Origin of the sequence: Olsenella sp. Marseille-QA0557 (assembly GCF_965119725.1) — a bacterium.
GTDB lineage: Bacteria > Actinomycetota > Coriobacteriia > Coriobacteriales > Atopobiaceae > Coprovicinus > Coprovicinus avistercoris.
Map to the genome: position 1 here is coordinate 516,398 of NZ_CBCPMI010000001.1, position 18,072 is coordinate 534,469.

The window sequence follows — 18,072 nt, forward strand, 5'->3', positions numbered from 1 at the left end:
CCGTTGGCTCAGTAGTGAAAATCATTTAAAACCACCCCCTTTGAAATATCTTCTTCGAAATCCGAATAAGATTAGATATCATCTTATTCAGATTTCGAAGAAGATGGAGGTACGCTCATGTACGAATCGCTTGTCGCGGAGTATCTCGGCTTTCAGATTCCTACGTTTATCCCTCGAAAATCTCTGCTCAAACAACTTCCCAAGCCCAAGCAGCGGAATATGATCACAACGCTCATTGGGGTTCGGAGATGCGGGAAAACCTTCCACCTGTTTCAGACCATGAGTGAACTGTTGCGGGCAGGTATACCGCGCAACCGGTTGTTTTACTTTCCCTTTGACGACGATCGGCTGGGGGAACTCGACGGATTGACGGCATCGAAGGTGCTTGATGCGTACTACGCCCTGGTGCCAGATGCCATCGAAGGATGCTACCTGTTCTTCGACGAGATTCAGGATATGCCGAACTGGGAGGCATTCGCTCGACGTGTATCAGAGCAATACAACGTGACTATGGTTCTTACTGGATCATCGTCCAAACTCCTTTCATCAGACATTCCAACCAAGCTACGCGGACGAGCACTCACTCATGAAGTATGGCCTCTCGGTTTTTCCGAGTTCTGTACCTTTTCGAGTATAGAGACGCACTGTATAGGAGGCGCATACGAGCCGCGCAACGCCGCCGCGCTTGCGCATACCTTCCGGCAATATCTCGATATTGGGGGTTTCCCCGCCGTGCACGACATGGATGTGACAACGCGAGCACAAACCCTCCAGGCGTACGCCGATGAAATCATGACGAAAGACGTACTTGAGCGCTTTGGAAGCGCATCGTATCGCGCAGGACGCAGGATGGCGCTCACCGTGCTTCGGTCGACTGGCCTCCAGCTCTCGGTCAACAAACAGATCAAGGCGATGCGGAGCGCGGGGATCTCGATATCGAACGAGTCTGCCTACGGCCTACTCGACGACTTCGAAGACGCGCACCTGGCGTTCAAGGTGTCCGATTACAGCCTGTCGATACGTGACAATCCCAAATCAGTGTATAAGGTCTATGCCGTCGACCACGGTCTCTCGGCCGCCGTTGCGCTGGCGAACCACATCGATATGGGACAGCGGCTTGAAACAGCTGTGTTCATTGAGCTCAAGCGGCGATACGGCATGAACCGAGATCAGGTGATCTCTCGCTATCGGTCCACCGCGTGCCCCGAGGTGGACTTCGTGGTCGGCGATGTCATGCTCAGCGCAGAATATGAACTCATTCAAGTCGCCGTGGAAAGCGGTGTGCAACGCGTGGCGGAACAGAACAACGCAAGAAAATATCGCAGCGAAGTGGATAACCTCGAGCAGGCGATGGCAGAGACGGGTCTTGCAGAATCTACACTCATCACGCTTGATGAGGAAAGCGACATCCCCGTCAGTTCGGGCACCGTGCACGTTGTACCTGCTTGGAGGTGGTTTCTCGATGGCGCCGAGGCATGAAGGAGCATAGGGCGATATGATCCATGCCGGGGCTTGGGTTCGCATTCTACCATCACATCGTGAAGCTGCACGGCGACACCATCTCGGTGGAGAGTGCGCCGGGAAAGGGCAGCATCTTCGAGATGCGCCTGCTCCTCACTTAAGTGTCATTTACAACATAGCTAGCTATAACATCTATTCCTGATACTTTAGGAACAAATCTCGCTCTGAATACGTTTAGGGAGTTTCGCAAATACAAGTTCGTAGCTCTGATCACAGAGATCAAAGATAAGGTTCTCAGGAAGATCAGCATCTATATCAACTGAAATCCAAGTACGGCCATCTGAATAGTATCCTGGCAAAACAGCTTCTGGATATTCAGCCCGTAGCTCTAAAATACGATCAGGATCACACTTAAGTGAAAGTAAGTGACGTCCAGCATAAGGCGCTTTAGCATCCACCTTGGTAATAAACTCACAAGCAAACTGCTTACCACCGACCCAGTAAATCATCCAGCCCCACTTTTCATGGAAAGCCTTGCTTGCGCCTGCACGGGAGAGCAGCCTTGCATCTATATCAGAGAAGTCCATGAGCTAATCTCTCGTCCAGCGTTCAAGCGTGGGCAGAATTGCGCCCAACAGCGACGCTGCTTCATCCACCGACCAACCCATCGCTTCAGACATGCGTGGAGCACATTCCTCAATCATGTCCTCCATAGTGGTTTCGTAGGTATACTTGCCTTCGTCATAGCACCAGCGGCAGTATCTGTTGGTTTCTGTACCATCTGCCTCGTGACCATGTTGGTTAGGTCCAGTAAACATCATCCCGCAGCTTTGACAATACTCCTCCGGCATGTCGAGAAGCATTGTTATAGGCACTTCAAGCTCTCGAGCAATGAGCTTAATCATATCGATACCAGGTTCAGTCTCACCGCGCTCCCAGCGACTAACCGCCTGACGAGTGATAAAGAGTTTTTGAGCAAGGTCCTCTTGAGTAAGTCCACGCTCGCGGCGTAGGCGAGACAGCTCATCCTTTTTAAGCAGCATATTATCTCCTCGTGAGATGAAGTCGATATTCACATCTTTATTCTCCGAGAGGCAAGCAGTAACTACAAGCAACAAAGAGTTGCACAAAAGAACAGGACCCCGCAATATACGCGAGGTCCTGGAGAAGGGCTCCAATGGCTCTATTTGATATTTATTCAGATAAATCCTTTCTGAAATCGAAATTATCGGTATTCCCTAGACCTCTTTTCCATAGGTATGGGTATAGCGATACCGCTCTGAGACAACAAATTGCTCAGGAATCTTGTTGTAATCACTATGCATCACAGATAAATACAGCTCGCAGGCACGTTCAACCACTTTTACAGACAAGAGCGCTTCTTCGAGAGTTGTTGCACAACTTACCGGCCCATGATTGCGAAGTAGTATGGCGCCGCGATCTCCTATAACCTCAGCGGCAGCCATCCCTAGCTTCTCATGTTGCTCTGCAGGAACATACCTCTTTGTTAAGGGAATGCCACCTCCTAACAACTGAGACATCTCCTCAACAAGACAAGGCACTTCTACGATTGGCAACGTGGATACAGCCATTGCATGAAGCGTATGTGCATGAACAACCGACGTTATATCTTTACGAGCGAGATAAAGTTGCCTGTGTACTTCTCGTTCAGAAGTTGGAACCCTACCTCGAGGCGACTCTAATATTTCTCCCTCAAGTGACATAACAACCATGTCTTCAACCGTAAGATCATCGTATGCAACGCGGCTGGGCGTCAGCACTATCTTGTCGTCGCAAAGCACTGAGACGTTTCCCCAGGTCCCAATTACACTTCCTTCACGCTGAAGCTGTTTACAAGCATCTATTACGTTTTGCTTTTCTTCCTCAAACACTATTGACCTCCAAACAATTCAGCTCGAAGGCTCCATGATTCACGCAATGCCTTATAGGTAACCTGGTAGAGCCCATACAGTCGCTCATAACGCTTGTGGTTTTCAGCGTTGGGCACATATGTTCCTGCTGGCCGTACTATCGCTTCCACGGCGTCCACATAAGAGGGATAAAAACCCTGCACTACCGCATTATTGATTACCACACCAAGAGCGCCTAGCTCATTGCCGTGCACACGACCTACTTCTTGCCCAAGGGCATCAGCAAACATCTGGCACCAGAAGGCGCTTTTTGCTCCACCGCCGCAGAGTGTGACTGATGCAATCTCACGTGGCATATGCCTATAACAATCCAACATGGCAAGTGCTACACCCTCATATGTTGCATGCAAAATATCGGCAATGGTATTCCTAGAGGATATTCCTGTGTAGCTTGCACGCGCATGTGGTGCAGAGAAGGGGGCACGCTCGCCGCCGGACAAAAGATATGGATGATACATAACGCCATTTGATCCAACGGGAACCTCAGACAGCTCTTTTTCCACAATAGAAAAGATGTCTTCTTCATTTTGTTCCGCTTGCATTACGAGCCCGCCAGCAAGCGTTCGAATAGCCCAATCGGTATTTGGAGCTCCAGCATATGAGGCCATAAGCCTTAACCAGCGATCCTTTGGGGCGTGCGCAACAGTCATACCAGCTTGGACAGTGTCATCGAGTGGCTTATCCACCACCATCTCATGCAAAGCCGCAGTTCCCATAATGGAGCAGCACTGACCTGCTTCCACTACGCCAGCCCCTAAAGCACACGCTGCAACATCCATCGGACCAGACGTAATTACACACTCATTTGAAACACCAAGAGCTTTTGCAAGTTCTGGACGAATAGTAAAAGCATTTTCCGATGCTGTAAGCACAGGTGGCCACTTCTCTGCATATTGAGAGATACCGCAGAGCTCAAAGGTTTCTGGAAGATAGGCACGGGAATTTTGATCGAGAAATACCAGTGACTGATCACTTGCATCAGTTGTTATCTGACCCGTAAGACACCAGAACAGATAGTCTTTGAGATGCATAAACCAACGGGCTTGTTTTAAAGCATCTGGATCATTTTCGTCCATCCACTTTACAATACCGTTCTGGTTTCCAACACAAAGCCAAGTACCAGTGATATCGAACAAACGCCTGACGGTACCATCGGATTCCCAGCGCTCTACTATATTTGCCGCTCTTCCATCACAGAAACAAATACCAGGTCGAACAGGGTTCATACCTTCGTCAAACAACCAAAGACCATCGCCTTGGGCTGTAATTCCCATTCCTATTACTCCATCGCGATCAACAGATGAGGTAACCGTTTTTACACACTGCTGGCACTTTTCCCAAATCTCGAGAGGATCTTCCTCGTATCGATCCTCAGTGGGGCAACTTGCAGTTAACGGCAAACCACACTGAGAAAGCTCTTGCCCTTGTAAATCAAACAGGACTGCCTTGATGCCTGTCGTTCCAGAGTCAATGCCGACAAAATATTGGCTCACTGCTCCCTCGCCTCCTCGATAAGGCCCTTCATGAAACCGAGAGCTTCAGTAGCCATACGGTCTAAATCATCATCTGTTGCATCATTTGGAAGCATCTCACGCCAGACATGGCCGCCCTGTAAAGCCACTGTTCCACCGCTGCGGACAAGAGGCTCAAAAGAAATTGTTTTGTCATAACCTACGTCCACCAGCGCACGAGCAACGTCTTTCCATGGCAAGAAGCAGGGGCCAGGCAGTCTGCGATTATTTGTACCTACGTGATAATGGCCTAGCTTATCTCCAGCAATACGAATTGCGTTTGCCAGATCATCTTCTTCAATCATGCCGTGGAAAATATCAAGCAAGATATTGATGTTTGAACTATCCACTTCATCAGTAAGTGCCCGAGCTTCTGCAGCTGTATTTAGCAAATAGCTTTCAAAGCGATTTACTACTTCCATGTTCCAGCTAATACCTAAGTCGCCAGCAGCTGCCCCTATTTCGCGCAATGATCTTGCTGCAGCCTCAAGATTCTTTTGCTTATTCTCCGGATGAGAAAAATCGCACCAACAGCCGTAGTTAATGCCCGAAAAGTTATGAGCGTCAACACGAGCAATCGCAGCTAAAAGCTCTTTTGCTTTTTCTACAGCATGTTTTCTGCCCGGCTCATCAAGCTGTGATAAATCTTCTTCAGCACCGAAACCACCGCATATGTATAGCTCAACATCATTTGCTTTACATGCGGCCTTAATGTCATCCACTTCTGTTTGAGCCATATCCAAAAGACGACCGTAAAAAATTTCTAATACGTCAAATCCGCATTTGCGAGCACGCTCAATCGTTTGGGGATAGTTCGTGCCTTCCCAATCTTTACTCCAATAGCAGTAACACATCCCATACTTCATTTTTTCCTCCTCATTAACCTATTTTCAGTCTCAGTTTTATCTTTATTTACCGCTTTTTATCTACTTTTTATAGCTTATTATCTGTTTAAAATTGGAAAAGAGAGATATATTCTTTATCGATGAATGGAATGATGTACCGTCTGAATGGACAACTTCTTGCCATATTTCGATATGTAGCAAGATAGGATTGAATAGCTCAAGACGCTTCAAGGGCAGATATGCCAGAATTGTTTTTACGCTATGGGGCGCTGATGAAAGGTGTAGGTATGCAGGACAAGCAGGCCTCAAAGAAATTGTTTCCTGAAGAACGTCGTTCAAAAATTTTGGAAAAACTGAACGTCGAACCAAAAGTTCTCGTAAGCAATTTAACGCAGGAGTTTGATGTGTCTGCTTTTACCATTCGAGCAGACCTAGATGAACTGGAAGCCGAGGGTAAGCTACGCCGTTGCCATGGTGGAGCTATTCCTCTTTCTAAGCCAACAGATGCCATACGCTACGAACAGCGTCTGGCGCAGCACAGCGAATCCAAGCAACGCATAGGTGAACTTGCATCAGAACTCGTAAACGATGGCGACTGCATTATTGTGGACACGGGAACGACCACAATAGAGCTCGTACGCAATCTTACAGAGCTTCAGGGTCTAACGATTATTACCAGCGACCTTGAAATTGCATCCTTGGCAGAACGAACTCTTCCAAACTCTCAAACTTTCTTCTTAGGCGGCTATATTAGGCCTGGTCATCGATATAGCAATGGAATCACTGTCCTGCGTGCTCTTTCAGAGCTTAATGCAGATAAAGCCTTTATTTCCACAACGGGCTTCTCACCGGAAGGCGGCTTTACTACAGAAACCTTTGATCAGGCGGAAATAAAGGCTACTTACGCACGACGTGCTTCAACAAGCTATGTTTTGATGGATCTAAGCAAAACAGCTGTTGTTGCGCTTTCTTCTTTCTTAGGTGTTGATGATGTAGACGGCATTGTTACTGAACGGCCATTCCCTGCTGAAATGGCCGATCGTATAAAAAAGGCAAATCCAGAAATAGAGCTTATTTCCTAATAAGTGTTTTTAGCACCAAGGCCAGGGCTCTTTTCCGCACCTACGAACGTCTATCTCATCAATAACTGCATTCCCGCGGTGCGTAAGAAGGAATTCAACAATATCGGCAATGTCTTCTGGTGTCATAAGTTTTTGCTCACGCAAATCATCTCGCACACCAGAAAGCATGCCTGTTGCAATTCCACCTGGGCATAGGACGTGCACCCGCACATCATCTTTTGCAAGTTCACGAGCAAGAGACTTAGACATGCCAAGAAGTGCATGTTTAGACGCCCCGTAGGCTGTTTGATTTGGATAAGCATTATGAGAGGCTGCAGAACCAATATTGATAATCGTTCCGTGCTCACTTGAACGAAGCTGCGGAAGGAATGTTTTGCACATGAGGAAGGGGCCTCGTACATTTGTGCGCATTACCGCATCAAACTCATCTATGCTCGTTTCATCTATCGAAGTGTTTACCAGCGCGCCTGCATTATTAATGATGATGTCTACCCCACCCATTTCCTGAAGATGTGTTGCCAGGCGAACAACATCAGTGGGTTCCCCAACATCCATAGGAAATGACTGTATGCTTCCAGCGCCTGATGCTTCATTACACACTGCATCAAGCCTCTCTTTAGTTCTTCCGGTAATAACAACATTGCAACCCAAATCTACAAGTCTCAGTGCCAACGACCTGCCGATTCCCGAGCCTGCTCCTGTTACCACAGCACGATATCCTGCAATGGAATTACAACCCATAAGCCCTCCTCATTCCTTTACGCATAAATCACCCCTAACAATCCGTTAGGGGTGATTTCTAAATTGCTTACGAATGGTGAACGTCGTTAGCGGCCTCAGCTTGTGTCATTTTCTGAGCGCTTCCATTATCAAACATCTCATCTGTAACACCTTTGCCACGATAGACATCGGCTATTGAGACAAGATCGGTATTGCGTTTCAGTGCCCACACAAGAATCACCAGCGCAATGGTAAGCATAAGGTTTCTGGTAAGAAAAGCTAGAACTGTGAGTACTGCAGCAAACAGAACACCTATGTACCAGGCCATTCGCCGTATTTTATGATTTGAAGCACGCATGTCTAGCTTTTCTCCTTTCATAACAAACTTTTACTTTTCCTCAACAACAGAAGCGGTTGCTGTATCGTCCGTTTCTTTCGTTTCAGGCTCGTCAGAAATCCAACCCATACGAACTGCTGCAGCATGCTCTTCTTGATTCATCCAGCGGAAGTAGAAGAATGCCAGCACTGCAAACAGAACGAGCACTGCAATACCGATAGGATTGAGCTGTACAGCTTCAATGAGTGCCAGACGCAAACCGGAGTCGTCCATGCCCCACCAGCCAATCATTTGGCCAGCCGGAAGTGCTGCGCCTGTCTCTGCCTGGAGAGCGGTAACCATCGGAGAGAACACTGTAGCTGCATAGCAGAATACTGGAACCCAGAGGAAGCTGATAATAAGCATCTTGCGAAGGTCACCCTTGCAAGCAACATATGCAGGAGCAGCGACTGCAACTGTCATCAAGTTGCCAAATGGCAGAACCGTGTTACCCGGGAGGATAACGGAAACAGCAAGAGCAACAGGAATCGTAAGGATAATGGTTACCCAGATTTCTGGAGCACCAGCAAGGATGGGCCAGTCCAGACCAATGACCATTTCGCGGCCAGGGAAATGCTTTTTAACAAATCCATTAGCTACTTCAGAAATGGGAGAAAGTGCCTGCATAAAGAGCTTGGATACCATGGGGAACAATGTGAGTGCGCAACCCGCCTGCACACCGGTCATAAGAGCTGCAACACCCTGATTTCCAAGCAAACCAATTGCAGTACCGATAATAAAGCCCAGGATATGGTTCTCGCCAAAGATGCCGATCTTACGCCTTAAGGCTGCTGCATCGATCTTGCTCGACTCAGGCATTACCTTATCGAGAAGACGGGCGATCGGATAGAAAAAGACATTCTCCAAGAAAATTGGGTGAGGCAGGCCTACACCAGGAATTCCCGTAAGCTCAGTAACCTGATTCTTCATATGGTCAGAGTTCTTAAGCTCAAGAACTACCTCAATGGAAGCAAAGACAAAGCCAAGAAGTACGTTATTAGTAACGTATGTAACGATAAAAGCAGTGAAAATCTTGTTTACAACGTTCCACATGTCAACGTTGAGGGTATCGGTCTGCTTAATGAAGAGCATTATCATGTTGATTCCAATTTGAATTGGGAACATGAGGAATGCATAAGGCCATGCCCAACAAGGTGTAACCGCTGGAGCCCAGCCCATATCAAGTGCCGTAAGTTGAATGCCTGTATTCTCGACAAATGCTTGGGCGGCAACACCAACCGTATTGCTCATGAAGGTTTGTACTTCGTTAACACCTACAAGAGCAACACCCAGAATCAGGCCAGCTGAGATAGCCTCTCCGGGCTTCATTCCCACAATTATGCCAATAATGAACATAACGATGGGCAAAAACACCGCCGCACCAAGGTCAAGCACGCTCTGAAATACTGTAGCAAGAACGTCCATCTACCGACTCCCTTCCTTTGTTCTAGATATCCGCTACAAGACCAAAGTGATCAGCCAAACTGCGCAGTTCTTCATTGGTAATGCAATGTTTTGGGGCGCCATTAACACTCACATAGACCTGCGCACACTTCTCAATTGTTTCGATAAGGCCAATGACCTCATCAAAGCCTTTTCCCGCGGCAAAAATGCCGTGATATGGCCAGATAACAACGCGCTTATCAGACATTTTTTCTGCAGTAGCAGGACCAATTGGCCCATCGCCACAAACCATCCAAGGAAGAACTGCTACACCTTCAGGGAAAACAACAATGCCTTCTGAATTGAGCGACCACAGCGCTCGAGTAAATTCATGGCTATCAAGTGGTGCAAGCGTGGTCATCGCATTGATGTATGTCGGATGAACATGCATCACAATGCGGTTCTCGGGATTAGATGCTAGTCGTGCGACGTGGCAAAGAAGATGTGACGGCAACTCGCTCGTTGGCCTACCCTCTCCATTGTCATAACCCCAAAGAATCTCGTAATAACCTGCACCCAAACGAATAATGCCCATATCACGCGCAACACGCTGTGGCAACGTACGGAATGACCCCCCGGTACGCGTGGCAAGAAAATATCTGCCCTCAAGACCACAGGTATCAAACTCAACAGGTACTTTTACTGGGTTATGAGAAAAATACTTTGAGAGCTCGGCAACTTCATCATCATCAAGAAGGTAGGTGAGATTGCCGGCGTGAAATTCACCCCATCCCGCCTGCCAAAAATAATGGCAGGAGGTTATCGCCTCCTCGAACAGTGGACTCTGTTCAATCTCGTCCATCTCGTTTTCCTTTCTTCATATATCTCTTTTTAACTAGGTATCATCCTAATTTAATCTCGAGTTTTATCTAGCTTAGTATCTACTTTTATCTATTTTTAGAGACAAACGGATGATTTTCGTAGGTGAATGGAGATATAGGAGAAGAAGAAAGGAGGGACATCTTCTTTACCATGCAAATAGAAAAAGGCCCAGACAAGAAGTCTGGGCCCAACAAACAAAACGATAGATAACAGTTGTGATAAACCGTTCTGCTTTGAAGTTCTGTTAATTAGAAATCAAAGTTATCTGGGTCTGCACCAGTGCGGGTACCACGCTCCAGTGCAAACATAGCAGCCATATCCTCGTCAGACAGCTCGAAGTCAAATACATCAAGGTTGGAAACAATGCGCTCCTGATGCGTAGACTTGGGCAGGCAAATGGTGCCACGCTGCAAGTGCCAGCGAATGACTACCTGTGCGGGGCTCTTGCCATAGCGCTCTGCAATTGGCGCAATGCGCTCGTCATCGAGAATGCTTCCGCCAGTACCACCAAGCGGGCTCCAGACCTCAACCTGAATGCCCTTCTCAAGGCAGTAATCAACCAGCGGCTGGTTGTTGAAGTAGGGATTGGACTCAATCTGATTGACGGCAGGCACAATATCAGAAACTTCAGCAAGCTCCTCAAGATGATGCTGCTGGAAGTTACTTACGCCAATAGCGCGGATCTTACCCTCTTCATACAGGCGTGTCATCTCTGCCCATGCCTCAAGACGGCGATCCACAGGCCAATGAATGAGATACAGGTCTACATAGTCGGTATCAAGACGAGCCAGGCTCTCCTCGAATGCCTCGCGGAAACGACCAGCGCGAATATCATCGTTCCACAGCTTAGTAGTCAGGAAGATGTCTTCGCGAGCCACACCACTCTGGCGAATACCCTCAGCAACACTTGCCTCATTGCCATATACCTTAGCGGTATCGATATGGCGATAGCCTGCCTCGAGTGCCCAGCGAACAGCATTTGCAGTTTCTTCGCCATCAGGTGTCTGGAATACACCAAGACCAACTTGCGGAATCGTAACGCCGTTATTGAAGGTTACAAACTCCATGCTCATCCTCTCATTCCTCTACCGAGCTAACCAAAACTTGCTGCTGTGTGAACACGTCTAAACACAGGATTCTTTCGATAAAACCAACTGAACATTCTCCTGTTTTATTCCGCGTTCTCTATCTATGACTCTAGCGTGAGTTGCCGATAAAAGCATTCTGCCAAATGTTCTATTTAAGCCAAATATTGCTCTAATTATCTCCTGTGCTCACTGATTCAACAACAGCCGCAGCATCGGGTGAGGCGGTGTTTTCTGCTGTTTGTGCAGCGCTTACGTCCTTATCACCACGCTTCTCCGCCTCTTCACGATGAAGATCACGGATAAGCAGGAAGTATCCAAAGGCAAAGTAGACACACATAATCAGTGGCAAGAAATTGCCCTGTGTTATTTGGCTTAGGAACGAGAATGCGTAGGTGAAGAGCGGGCAATCGATACCGGAGTTGGAAATAAAACCGCTCTGAATAATACCTGCGTTGAGCGCCAAATCGCTCACCACGGGCGCAACGGCATTTCCGCACCACAAATACAGAGGAGCCGAAACGCCTGCCATAAGAAGAACCATGCGCAGAAGGTTGCCATTGCACACGTAATAAGCAACCAGACCGCAGCCATAGTTAACAATTCCTGCAAAGGGCAGCATGTTGTTCCAAGGCATGATAACAGCCCAAAGCAGCGTGAACGGTACCGACACCATAGAGGCTGCCCAGATCTCCGTATTGCCCAAAAGAATAGGAATATCGAGACCAATAAGAACCTCACGTCCCTTGGCATGGCGCTCCATAAATGAGCGACAGGCATCCGAGATGGGCGTAAGCGCATTGCCAAAGAGCCCGGTAGCAATGGGCAGCATGGTCATAGCGCATGCCGCAGAAAAGCCCAATACCAACGCTTGAGCAAAGCTATAGCGCGCCATCAAACCAAAAAGGATGCCCAAAATAAAGCCCATGATGTGGTTCTCGGCAAAAATGCCAATCTTTGAACGCAGGTACTCTGCATCAAAGCTTTCTCGGTTAAGAAGAGGAATTTTACGCAACAACAAATCAATCGGATAAAGCGTTGCCATATGGAGCAATCCTGAGTGGGGGCAGGTTACACCAGGCAGTCCCGTGTGCTTAAAAATGCGCGGCTGAATCGCATCGCCCAATACAAGTTCCAGCACAATACGCAGGGATGCCACTATCATGCCTGCAATAAACGATCCTGTGACGTATTCAACGACAAGTGCCATAAAGGCCTTGCCCCATACATTCCAAAGGTCGACATTGAGCGTCTTTGTCCGTCCCATCGCAAACATGATGGCATTTATCGCTATTTGCAGTGGGAATAGCAAAAACGCCGACCGCCACGTCCAGGTAATAAGTGCCAGTGTGGGCCAGCCGCCATCTACAATCTCAAACGACTTTCCAACACTTTCTGTCATGGCCTCAGCGGCAGGGCTAATGGCATTTGTCATGTACTCGATAACGAGCGACATGGCCGAAAAACCCACGCCAAACATGACGGCAGCAGAAATTGCCTTAACAGGCTTCATGCCAACAATGAGGCCGAGCAGAAGCATGAGTATAGAAAGAGTTACGGTAGAGCCCAGATCGTTAAGAACGTAGTCGATAACGCCACTCAGGATATCCATGTTGTCCCCTTACAGCGCCGACATATAAATGTTGCGAGCGTCCTCCATGGTTAGACGCTTAAACTCTCCGAATTCAGCCCCTTTGTTCTGCTCAAGTGTCTGAATTAAAGCGTCAATATCAGCCTCAGTAATGCCAAGCTCGCCCAGCGTCGAAGGCATACCCATTGATACAAAGAACTCTTGCAGTGCATCGATGGTCGCTTCAACCGCGTCGGCAACCGCTTGCTCGGCAGTAATATCTACGCCATCCTCTTCCGGATTGACGGGCTCAATATCAAAGACATCGCGGCCAAACGCCAAGAATCTTTCTGGATTCTCACGCCACACATAGCGCATCCAAGCTGGGAAAATAACAGCAAGACCAGCACCATGAGCGATCTTTGGATCATGGGCTGAGAGTTCGTGTTCCAGACCGTGGCTCTCCCATCCACCAGCACGCGAGGTTGGCACCAAATTGCGCCCAACACCAGCAATGCCGTTGTGAGCAAGCATGCCTACCCACATGATATTGGCACGCGCGTCGTAGTCCTCAGGATTCGCAAGCGCGCGAGGAGCTTCAGCAATCAGCGTGCGCAGCAATGAACAGGCAATACCATCGGTAACAGGAACAGCATCGGCGCCGGAGAAATAGCGCTCCATAATGTGAGCGCACATGTCGGTAACGCCTGCGGCTGTTTGATAAGGCGGAAGTGTAAAGGTGAGCTCGGGGTCCATAATGGCAAGCTCAGGACGATTCAGGTCTGTTGAAAGTCCCTTTTTCAGGCACTTCTCATCATTGGTAATAACGCAGGAATCAGATGCCTCGGAACCAGCCGCCGGAATTGTCAGCACACAGGCAACAGGAGGCTTACCCTCTGCAATTGGCTGTGCTGCACGGCTAAATAAATCCCAGGTATCGCCCGTATAGGGAACACCAAGCGAAATAGCCTTAGCAGTATCAATAGTAGAACCACCACCAACACCCAGAATAACATCGACCTTCTCGTTGCGGGCAAGCTCCACGCCCTTACGAACAAGCTCTATCTCGGGATTAGGACGTGCTCCGGAAAGTTCAACATAGCTCACGCCAGCCTCATCTAACGAAGCCAGCACGCGCCCCAACGTGCCTGTGCGCACAACAGAACCTTGGCCATATACGACAAGCGCATGACGATGACCCAGCGCTGCTAACTGAGCACCAGTCTGGTCGGTTGTGCCGCGCCCAAATACAAACTTTGTTGGACAATTGAAAGAAAAGTTATTCATAGGTTCCCTTTCTTCATGAAGCTAACGAGTTCTTCGGTGTGTGCTACTCCCCCAGTGCATGGGCAAGATTTTCACGGATAATAGAGCACGAAGAACGCATAGCCTTACGCTCCTCATAAGACAAATCAATTTCAAGAACTGACTCTACGCCATCATCGCCAATAACGCAGGGAACACCAACTGAAATGCCAGACTCGCCGTATTCGCCATCAAGGTGTACCGAAAGCGGAATAACGCGCTTCTCATCATGAAGAACAGCCGTTACAAGCGTGGCAATGACTGAACCAATACCAAACTCAGTGCACCCCTTGCCACTCACAATGGTCGAACCGCTCTCACGCACGCGTTTCATAACTTCGTCGTAGTCCACACGCCCAACAATGTCTGGCCTGAGTGAAAGATATTCACGCAGTGCCATACCTTCCACTGCAATACGCGAGGTCGGCACAAACATGGAGTCACCATGCTCACCCATACAAAATGCCTGAATTTGGCGACTATTCACATCAAGAATCTCGGAGAGCACACGCCTTAAACGAGCAGAATCGAGTGCTGTGCCCGTACCAAAAATTTGACCGCGTGGCAGATTCAGATTGCGATACAAATACTCCGTCACAATGTCTGCGGGGTTTGACACACTAATCAGAATTCCGTGGAAGCCCGATTCACGAATGGGGCCAACAATGTTCTTGAGAACCTTAACGGTGCCATCGAGCATTTGCAGGCGCGTCTCGCCCGGATGACGAGAGCGCCCTGCTGTAAGAATGACGAAATGTGCATCGGCACAATCTGAGTAGTCACCAACGCGAATGCGGAACGAATCGCCCAACGATGATGCCAGGTCATCCAAGTCGAGTGCCTGTGCGTAGGCAGCTTCTTTATTTACATCAAGAAAGACAATCTCATTCACCAAATGTTGAAACATGAGACACAATGCCGCATGAGACCCCACGCGACCCGCGCCAATAATGACGGCTTTTCTTGTTCTCAAATCACCGGTATGCATAAACTGCGCTCCCTTCAATCAACATCCCGTCAGTCATAGTAGGACGTGCGCCGCAAAATGACGTCAAATTGATAGCGCAACGCACAACGAACGCGGCAGACGGTAGACGGAAGCGGGAATTCGGTGGTGGTTTGTAAGTGGAATGAAAAATCACGCCAGTACGTGGCAAAATGAGAAGCAATATGTACGTAACGACGTATGTCCTCACAACGCATCAAGGAGTTTCTATGGCCGAGGCTATTCGCAAAGTTAATGTAATTGGTCATCTGCATCCTGACACCGATAGTATTTGCTCTGCTATCTCATACGCTTATCTCAAAAATCAGATTAGCGAGCCCATTTACGAAGCACGCCGCGCCGGTGCAATCAACCGTGAGACCGCTTTTGTACTCAAGCACTTTGGCTTCGAAGAGCCACCCCTTATCACCACGGTTACCCCGCAGATTAAAGACATTAAAATCACCCCCCTTCCCGGCATTGATGCCGAAACAAGCTTGTTCACTGCCTGGAATCTTATGCGTGACGAAAAGGCTGGAACGCTTTGTATTGTTGACGATAGGCGCGACCTCAAGGGCCTTATTGCTGTGCGCGATATCGCCAATGCCAACATGGATATTCTCGATACTGAGGTTTTAGCCACCTCACGAACCAGATACGAGAACATCCTCTCTACGCTCGATGCCACCATGGTGCTTGGCGATCCTGAGCAGGTTATTACAAGCGGCAAAATGTGCGTCGGCACCACCCCTGAAATGATGGAGGACATGGTCGAAGAGGGCGATATCGTTCTCTGCACCAACCGCTACGAAACACAGCAGTTTGCCGTGGATTGCGGTGCTCAGTGCCTCATCATTTGCTGCGATGCACACGTTTCTCCGCGTGTCGTTGCTTCCGCCGAGCGCAATGGCTGCGCCATTATCGCAACCCCATACGACACCTATGCAGCAGCTCGCTTGGTTACCATGTCTATTCCGGTACGCGCAAAGATGCTTCCGAGCGATAAAATCTTGCGCTTCTCTGTTAACACCTCTATTGACGACGCACAGAAGTCCATGGCTGCCACGCAGCATCGTGTATTCCCTGTTACCGATGAGAATGGCCTGTACTGTGGTGTCGTAAGCTCGGCAAACATGATCGATGTCAGACGTAAGCACGTTATCCTCGTAGACCACAACGAGCGCAGCCAAGCGGTTGATGGTCTTGAGCAGGCGGAGATCATGGAGATTGTTGACCACCACCGCATTGGTTCTATCGAAACCGATGGACCGGTTGTCTTCCGCAATGAGCCAGTTGGATGCACTTGCACCATCATTTACAGCATTTTCAAAGAGAACGACGTTGAGATCCCCGCTAACATCGCCGGCCTTATGATGTCGGCAATTCTGTCTGATACGCTGTGCTTCCGCTCCCCCACCTGCACGCCACGCGATGTCCGCGCTGGCAAGGCACTCGCTGAGATTTGCGGCGAGGATATTGAGACCTATGCCGACGCCATGTTTGATGCTGGCGCAGATTTGACCGGCCGTACCGCAGAGGAAGTCTTTAACTCCGACTTCAAGGTATTCTCCCGTGGCAATGTTCGATTTGGTGTCGGACAGGGCAGCTTCATGACGGAGAATAGCCGCCGCGCAGCCGAGAAGCTCGTTGGCCCCTACCTCAGCGAAGGTGCTGCCGCCAATGAAATTCCGCTCGTCTTCTATCTGTTCACCGATGTTAAGACACAGACCTCCGACCTTCTCTACTGGGGCGATAATGCCGAGGAGGTTATCGAGCATGCCTTTGGCGTTCAGCCAGAAGATGGCATCGCTGTGCTCGAGGGTGTTGTAAGCCGTAAGAAGCAGGTAACACCGCCGCTTATGTCTACACTTCAGAGCTTCTCTGAGGAAGAGTAAGTGTGAAGAAGCGGATAACTATATAGTCCTCATTAATAAGGAAGAAGAGGTGTTGTTGAAAAAACAACGCCTCTTCTTTAAGAAAGCTTTTGCTTCACGGACCTAGGCAATCGGTCCTGCTCCGTTAGCAAATACCTGCATAACGTGTTCAAATGTTTTACACAGCTCATCATAAGCAGCCATGGTCATATCATGCCAATATACTATGGCACCATCTTCCTTTTCTTCGTAGTCTTTAATAACTTTACGCACACGTTCGCCAGCAAACTTAGCACCATAAGTGTAGTAGTTCACCTTACGAATACCTACATCGATTGCCTTATGGTAATCTTCATCCGACACGCCCGAGCCACCATGCATAACAAGCGGCGTATGGGTACGCTTGCGAATTTCACTTAATACGTTGAAGTCTAGATGCGGCTCACCTTTATAGATACCATGCACAGTACCGAAAGACACTGCAAGAATATCGCAGTTAGTAGCTTCGATAAAATCGACTGCATCATCAGGATTGGTGTAGATTGCATCTGGAGTGTCGACATTCTCGTCCTCATGGCCAGCGCCATTTTCACGCTTTCCCATGGACCCAAGTTCACACTCTAGCCCACAATCAAAATCGTGGCACATCTCGGCTGCTCGTGCACCAAGTTCAACATTTCGATCATATGGAAGCATGGAGCCATCAAACATGGCACCCGTAAATCCCATTTCAAGAGCACGACGCATATATGAAAGATGCTCACAGTGATCAAGATGCACGCAAACCGGAGCACTTGACCGCTCTGCAAGTGCCACCATTACAGGCCCGATTGAATCAAGCGGAACAAAACTTTCGTGTCCTTCTGCGTGGTCAATAATAACGGGATACCCGAGCTTCTCAGCGACATCAATTGCAGCTCGTACCGCCTCTAAACTTGGAGAGTTGAAGGCTCCAATAGCCATATTGTTTTGCTCTGCAATTGCTGTTATATCTCTGAGATTTACTAACACGGTATACTTCCTTTCCAAAGGGTGTCCTAACACCCTTTTTATTACTGCCTT

At 48.6% G+C, this 18,072-nt stretch carries 17 protein-coding genes; 3 read left to right on the forward strand and 14 right to left on the reverse strand.

Going from position 1 to position 18,072, the window contains the following annotated elements:
- Positions 1–117 precede the first annotated feature (117 nt).
- Positions 118–1,479 carry an ATP-binding protein gene (locus tag ACQY6Y_RS02315; RefSeq protein ID WP_428378699.1) on the forward strand — a complete coding sequence of 454 codons (1,362 nt, stop codon included), beginning with the start codon at positions 118–120 and terminating at the stop codon, positions 1,477–1,479.
- A 188-nt stretch (positions 1,480–1,667) separates the two neighbouring features.
- Here the strand turns inward: ACQY6Y_RS02315 and ACQY6Y_RS02320 are convergent, their stop codons facing one another.
- From ACQY6Y_RS02320 to ACQY6Y_RS02340, 5 genes are all read right to left on the reverse strand, one after another.
- A complete protein-coding gene (locus tag ACQY6Y_RS02320) occupies positions 1,668–2,048 on the reverse strand; it encodes an MmcQ/YjbR family DNA-binding protein (protein WP_428378700.1) in 381 nt (126 codons plus the stop codon).
- Between the two features lie 3 nt (positions 2,049–2,051).
- Positions 2,052–2,504: a zinc ribbon domain-containing protein gene (locus ACQY6Y_RS02325; protein WP_428378701.1), complete on the reverse strand. Its 453-nt coding sequence runs from the start codon at positions 2,502–2,504 to the stop codon at positions 2,052–2,054.
- Positions 2,505–2,699: 195 nt separating this feature from the next.
- Positions 2,700–3,353 (reverse strand): class II aldolase/adducin family protein, encoded by a 654-nt coding sequence (locus tag ACQY6Y_RS02330; RefSeq protein ID WP_428378702.1) that lies wholly within the window; start codon positions 3,351–3,353, stop codon positions 2,700–2,702.
- Positions 3,353–4,885: an FGGY-family carbohydrate kinase gene (locus tag ACQY6Y_RS02335; protein WP_428378703.1), complete on the reverse strand. Its 1,533-nt coding sequence runs from the start codon at positions 4,883–4,885 to the stop codon at positions 3,353–3,355. The genes ACQY6Y_RS02330 and ACQY6Y_RS02335 overlap by 1 nt, the downstream gene beginning before the upstream one ends.
- Entirely contained in the window at positions 4,882–5,769 is an 888-nt protein-coding gene (locus ACQY6Y_RS02340; RefSeq protein WP_428378704.1) for a sugar phosphate isomerase/epimerase family protein, read from the reverse strand. Before ACQY6Y_RS02340 ends, ACQY6Y_RS02335 begins: the two co-directional genes overlap by 4 nt.
- Before the next feature lie 266 nt (positions 5,770–6,035).
- On the opposite strand from ACQY6Y_RS02340, the gene ACQY6Y_RS02345 reads away from it, so the two are divergent.
- Entirely contained in the window at positions 6,036–6,830 is a 795-nt protein-coding gene (locus ACQY6Y_RS02345) for a DeoR/GlpR family DNA-binding transcription regulator (protein WP_428378705.1), read from the forward strand.
- A gap of 9 nt (positions 6,831–6,839) precedes the next feature.
- On the opposite strand, the gene ACQY6Y_RS02350 is transcribed toward ACQY6Y_RS02345, so the two are convergent.
- From ACQY6Y_RS02350 to ACQY6Y_RS02385, 8 genes are all read right to left on the reverse strand, one after another.
- Positions 6,840–7,571, reverse strand: coding sequence for an SDR family oxidoreductase (locus tag ACQY6Y_RS02350; protein ID WP_428378706.1), 732 nt, complete (start codon positions 7,569–7,571; stop codon positions 6,840–6,842).
- Between the two features lie 67 nt (positions 7,572–7,638).
- Positions 7,639–7,908, reverse strand: a complete 270-nt coding sequence (locus ACQY6Y_RS02355) for a hypothetical protein (protein ID WP_428378707.1) — start codon at positions 7,906–7,908, stop codon at positions 7,639–7,641.
- Positions 7,909–7,938: 30 nt separating this feature from the next.
- Positions 7,939–9,351 carry a PTS galactitol transporter subunit IIC gene (locus ACQY6Y_RS02360; protein ID WP_428378708.1) on the reverse strand — a complete coding sequence of 471 codons (1,413 nt, stop codon included), beginning with the start codon at positions 9,349–9,351 and terminating at the stop codon, positions 7,939–7,941.
- A 22-nt stretch (positions 9,352–9,373) separates the two neighbouring features.
- The gene (gene rhaD, locus ACQY6Y_RS02365) at positions 9,374–10,171 is read right to left on the reverse strand and encodes a rhamnulose-1-phosphate aldolase (RefSeq protein WP_428378709.1); all 798 of its coding nucleotides are present in this window, start codon (positions 10,169–10,171) and stop codon (positions 9,374–9,376) included.
- Positions 10,172–10,439: 268 nt separating this feature from the next.
- Positions 10,440–11,258: an aldo/keto reductase gene (locus ACQY6Y_RS02370; protein WP_428378710.1), complete on the reverse strand. Its 819-nt coding sequence runs from the start codon at positions 11,256–11,258 to the stop codon at positions 10,440–10,442.
- Between the two features lie 190 nt (positions 11,259–11,448).
- Positions 11,449–12,888 carry a PTS galactitol transporter subunit IIC gene (locus ACQY6Y_RS02375; protein ID WP_428378711.1) on the reverse strand — a complete coding sequence of 480 codons (1,440 nt, stop codon included), beginning with the start codon at positions 12,886–12,888 and terminating at the stop codon, positions 11,449–11,451.
- A gap of 9 nt (positions 12,889–12,897) precedes the next feature.
- On the reverse strand, positions 12,898–14,133 hold the full coding sequence (locus ACQY6Y_RS02380) for an iron-containing alcohol dehydrogenase (RefSeq protein ID WP_428378712.1): 1,236 nt from the start codon (positions 14,131–14,133) through the stop codon (positions 12,898–12,900).
- A gap of 43 nt (positions 14,134–14,176) precedes the next feature.
- Positions 14,177–15,139 (reverse strand): L-lactate dehydrogenase, encoded by a 963-nt coding sequence (locus ACQY6Y_RS02385; protein WP_428378713.1) that lies wholly within the window; start codon positions 15,137–15,139, stop codon positions 14,177–14,179.
- Between the two features lie 227 nt (positions 15,140–15,366).
- Here ACQY6Y_RS02385 and ACQY6Y_RS02390 point away from each other — a divergent pair, with 227 nt between their 5' ends.
- A complete protein-coding gene (locus ACQY6Y_RS02390; RefSeq protein ID WP_428378714.1) occupies positions 15,367–17,031 on the forward strand; it encodes a putative manganese-dependent inorganic diphosphatase in 1,665 nt (554 codons plus the stop codon).
- 102 nt (positions 17,032–17,133) lie between these two features.
- On the opposite strand, the gene ACQY6Y_RS02395 is transcribed toward ACQY6Y_RS02390, so the two are convergent.
- Positions 17,134–18,021, reverse strand: coding sequence for a class II fructose-bisphosphate aldolase (locus ACQY6Y_RS02395; RefSeq protein WP_428379938.1), 888 nt, complete (start codon positions 18,019–18,021; stop codon positions 17,134–17,136).
- Positions 18,022–18,072 lie beyond the last annotated feature (51 nt).

Coding starts and splice junctions, on each gene's coding strand:
- ACQY6Y_RS02375 (WP_428378711.1), bottom strand. CDS start 12,888: ATGGATATCCTGAGTGGCGTTATCGACTACGTTCTTAACGATCTGGGC.
- ACQY6Y_RS02360 (WP_428378708.1), bottom strand. CDS start 9,351: ATGGACGTTCTTGCTACAGTATTTCAGAGCGTGCTTGACCTTGGTGCG.
- ACQY6Y_RS02370 (WP_428378710.1), bottom strand. CDS start 11,258: ATGGAGTTTGTAACCTTCAATAACGGCGTTACGATTCCGCAAGTTGGT.
- ACQY6Y_RS02325 (WP_428378701.1), bottom strand. CDS start 2,504: ATGCTGCTTAAAAAGGATGAGCTGTCTCGCCTACGCCGCGAGCGTGGA.
- ACQY6Y_RS02345 (WP_428378705.1), top strand. CDS start 6,036: ATGCAGGACAAGCAGGCCTCAAAGAAATTGTTTCCTGAAGAACGTCGT.
- rhaD (WP_428378709.1), bottom strand. CDS start 10,171: ATGGACGAGATTGAACAGAGTCCACTGTTCGAGGAGGCGATAACCTCC.
- ACQY6Y_RS02320 (WP_428378700.1), bottom strand. CDS start 2,048: ATGGACTTCTCTGATATAGATGCAAGGCTGCTCTCCCGTGCAGGCGCA.
- ACQY6Y_RS02385 (WP_428378713.1), bottom strand. CDS start 15,139: ATGCATACCGGTGATTTGAGAACAAGAAAAGCCGTCATTATTGGCGCG.
- ACQY6Y_RS02390 (WP_428378714.1), top strand. CDS start 15,367: ATGGCCGAGGCTATTCGCAAAGTTAATGTAATTGGTCATCTGCATCCT.
- ACQY6Y_RS02380 (WP_428378712.1), bottom strand. CDS start 14,133: ATGAATAACTTTTCTTTCAATTGTCCAACAAAGTTTGTATTTGGGCGC.
- ACQY6Y_RS02340 (WP_428378704.1), bottom strand. CDS start 5,769: ATGAAGTATGGGATGTGTTACTGCTATTGGAGTAAAGATTGGGAAGGC.
- ACQY6Y_RS02350 (WP_428378706.1), bottom strand. CDS start 7,571: ATGGGTTGTAATTCCATTGCAGGATATCGTGCTGTGGTAACAGGAGCA.
- ACQY6Y_RS02315 (WP_428378699.1), top strand. CDS start 118: ATGTACGAATCGCTTGTCGCGGAGTATCTCGGCTTTCAGATTCCTACG.
- ACQY6Y_RS02355 (WP_428378707.1), bottom strand. CDS start 7,908: ATGCGTGCTTCAAATCATAAAATACGGCGAATGGCCTGGTACATAGGT.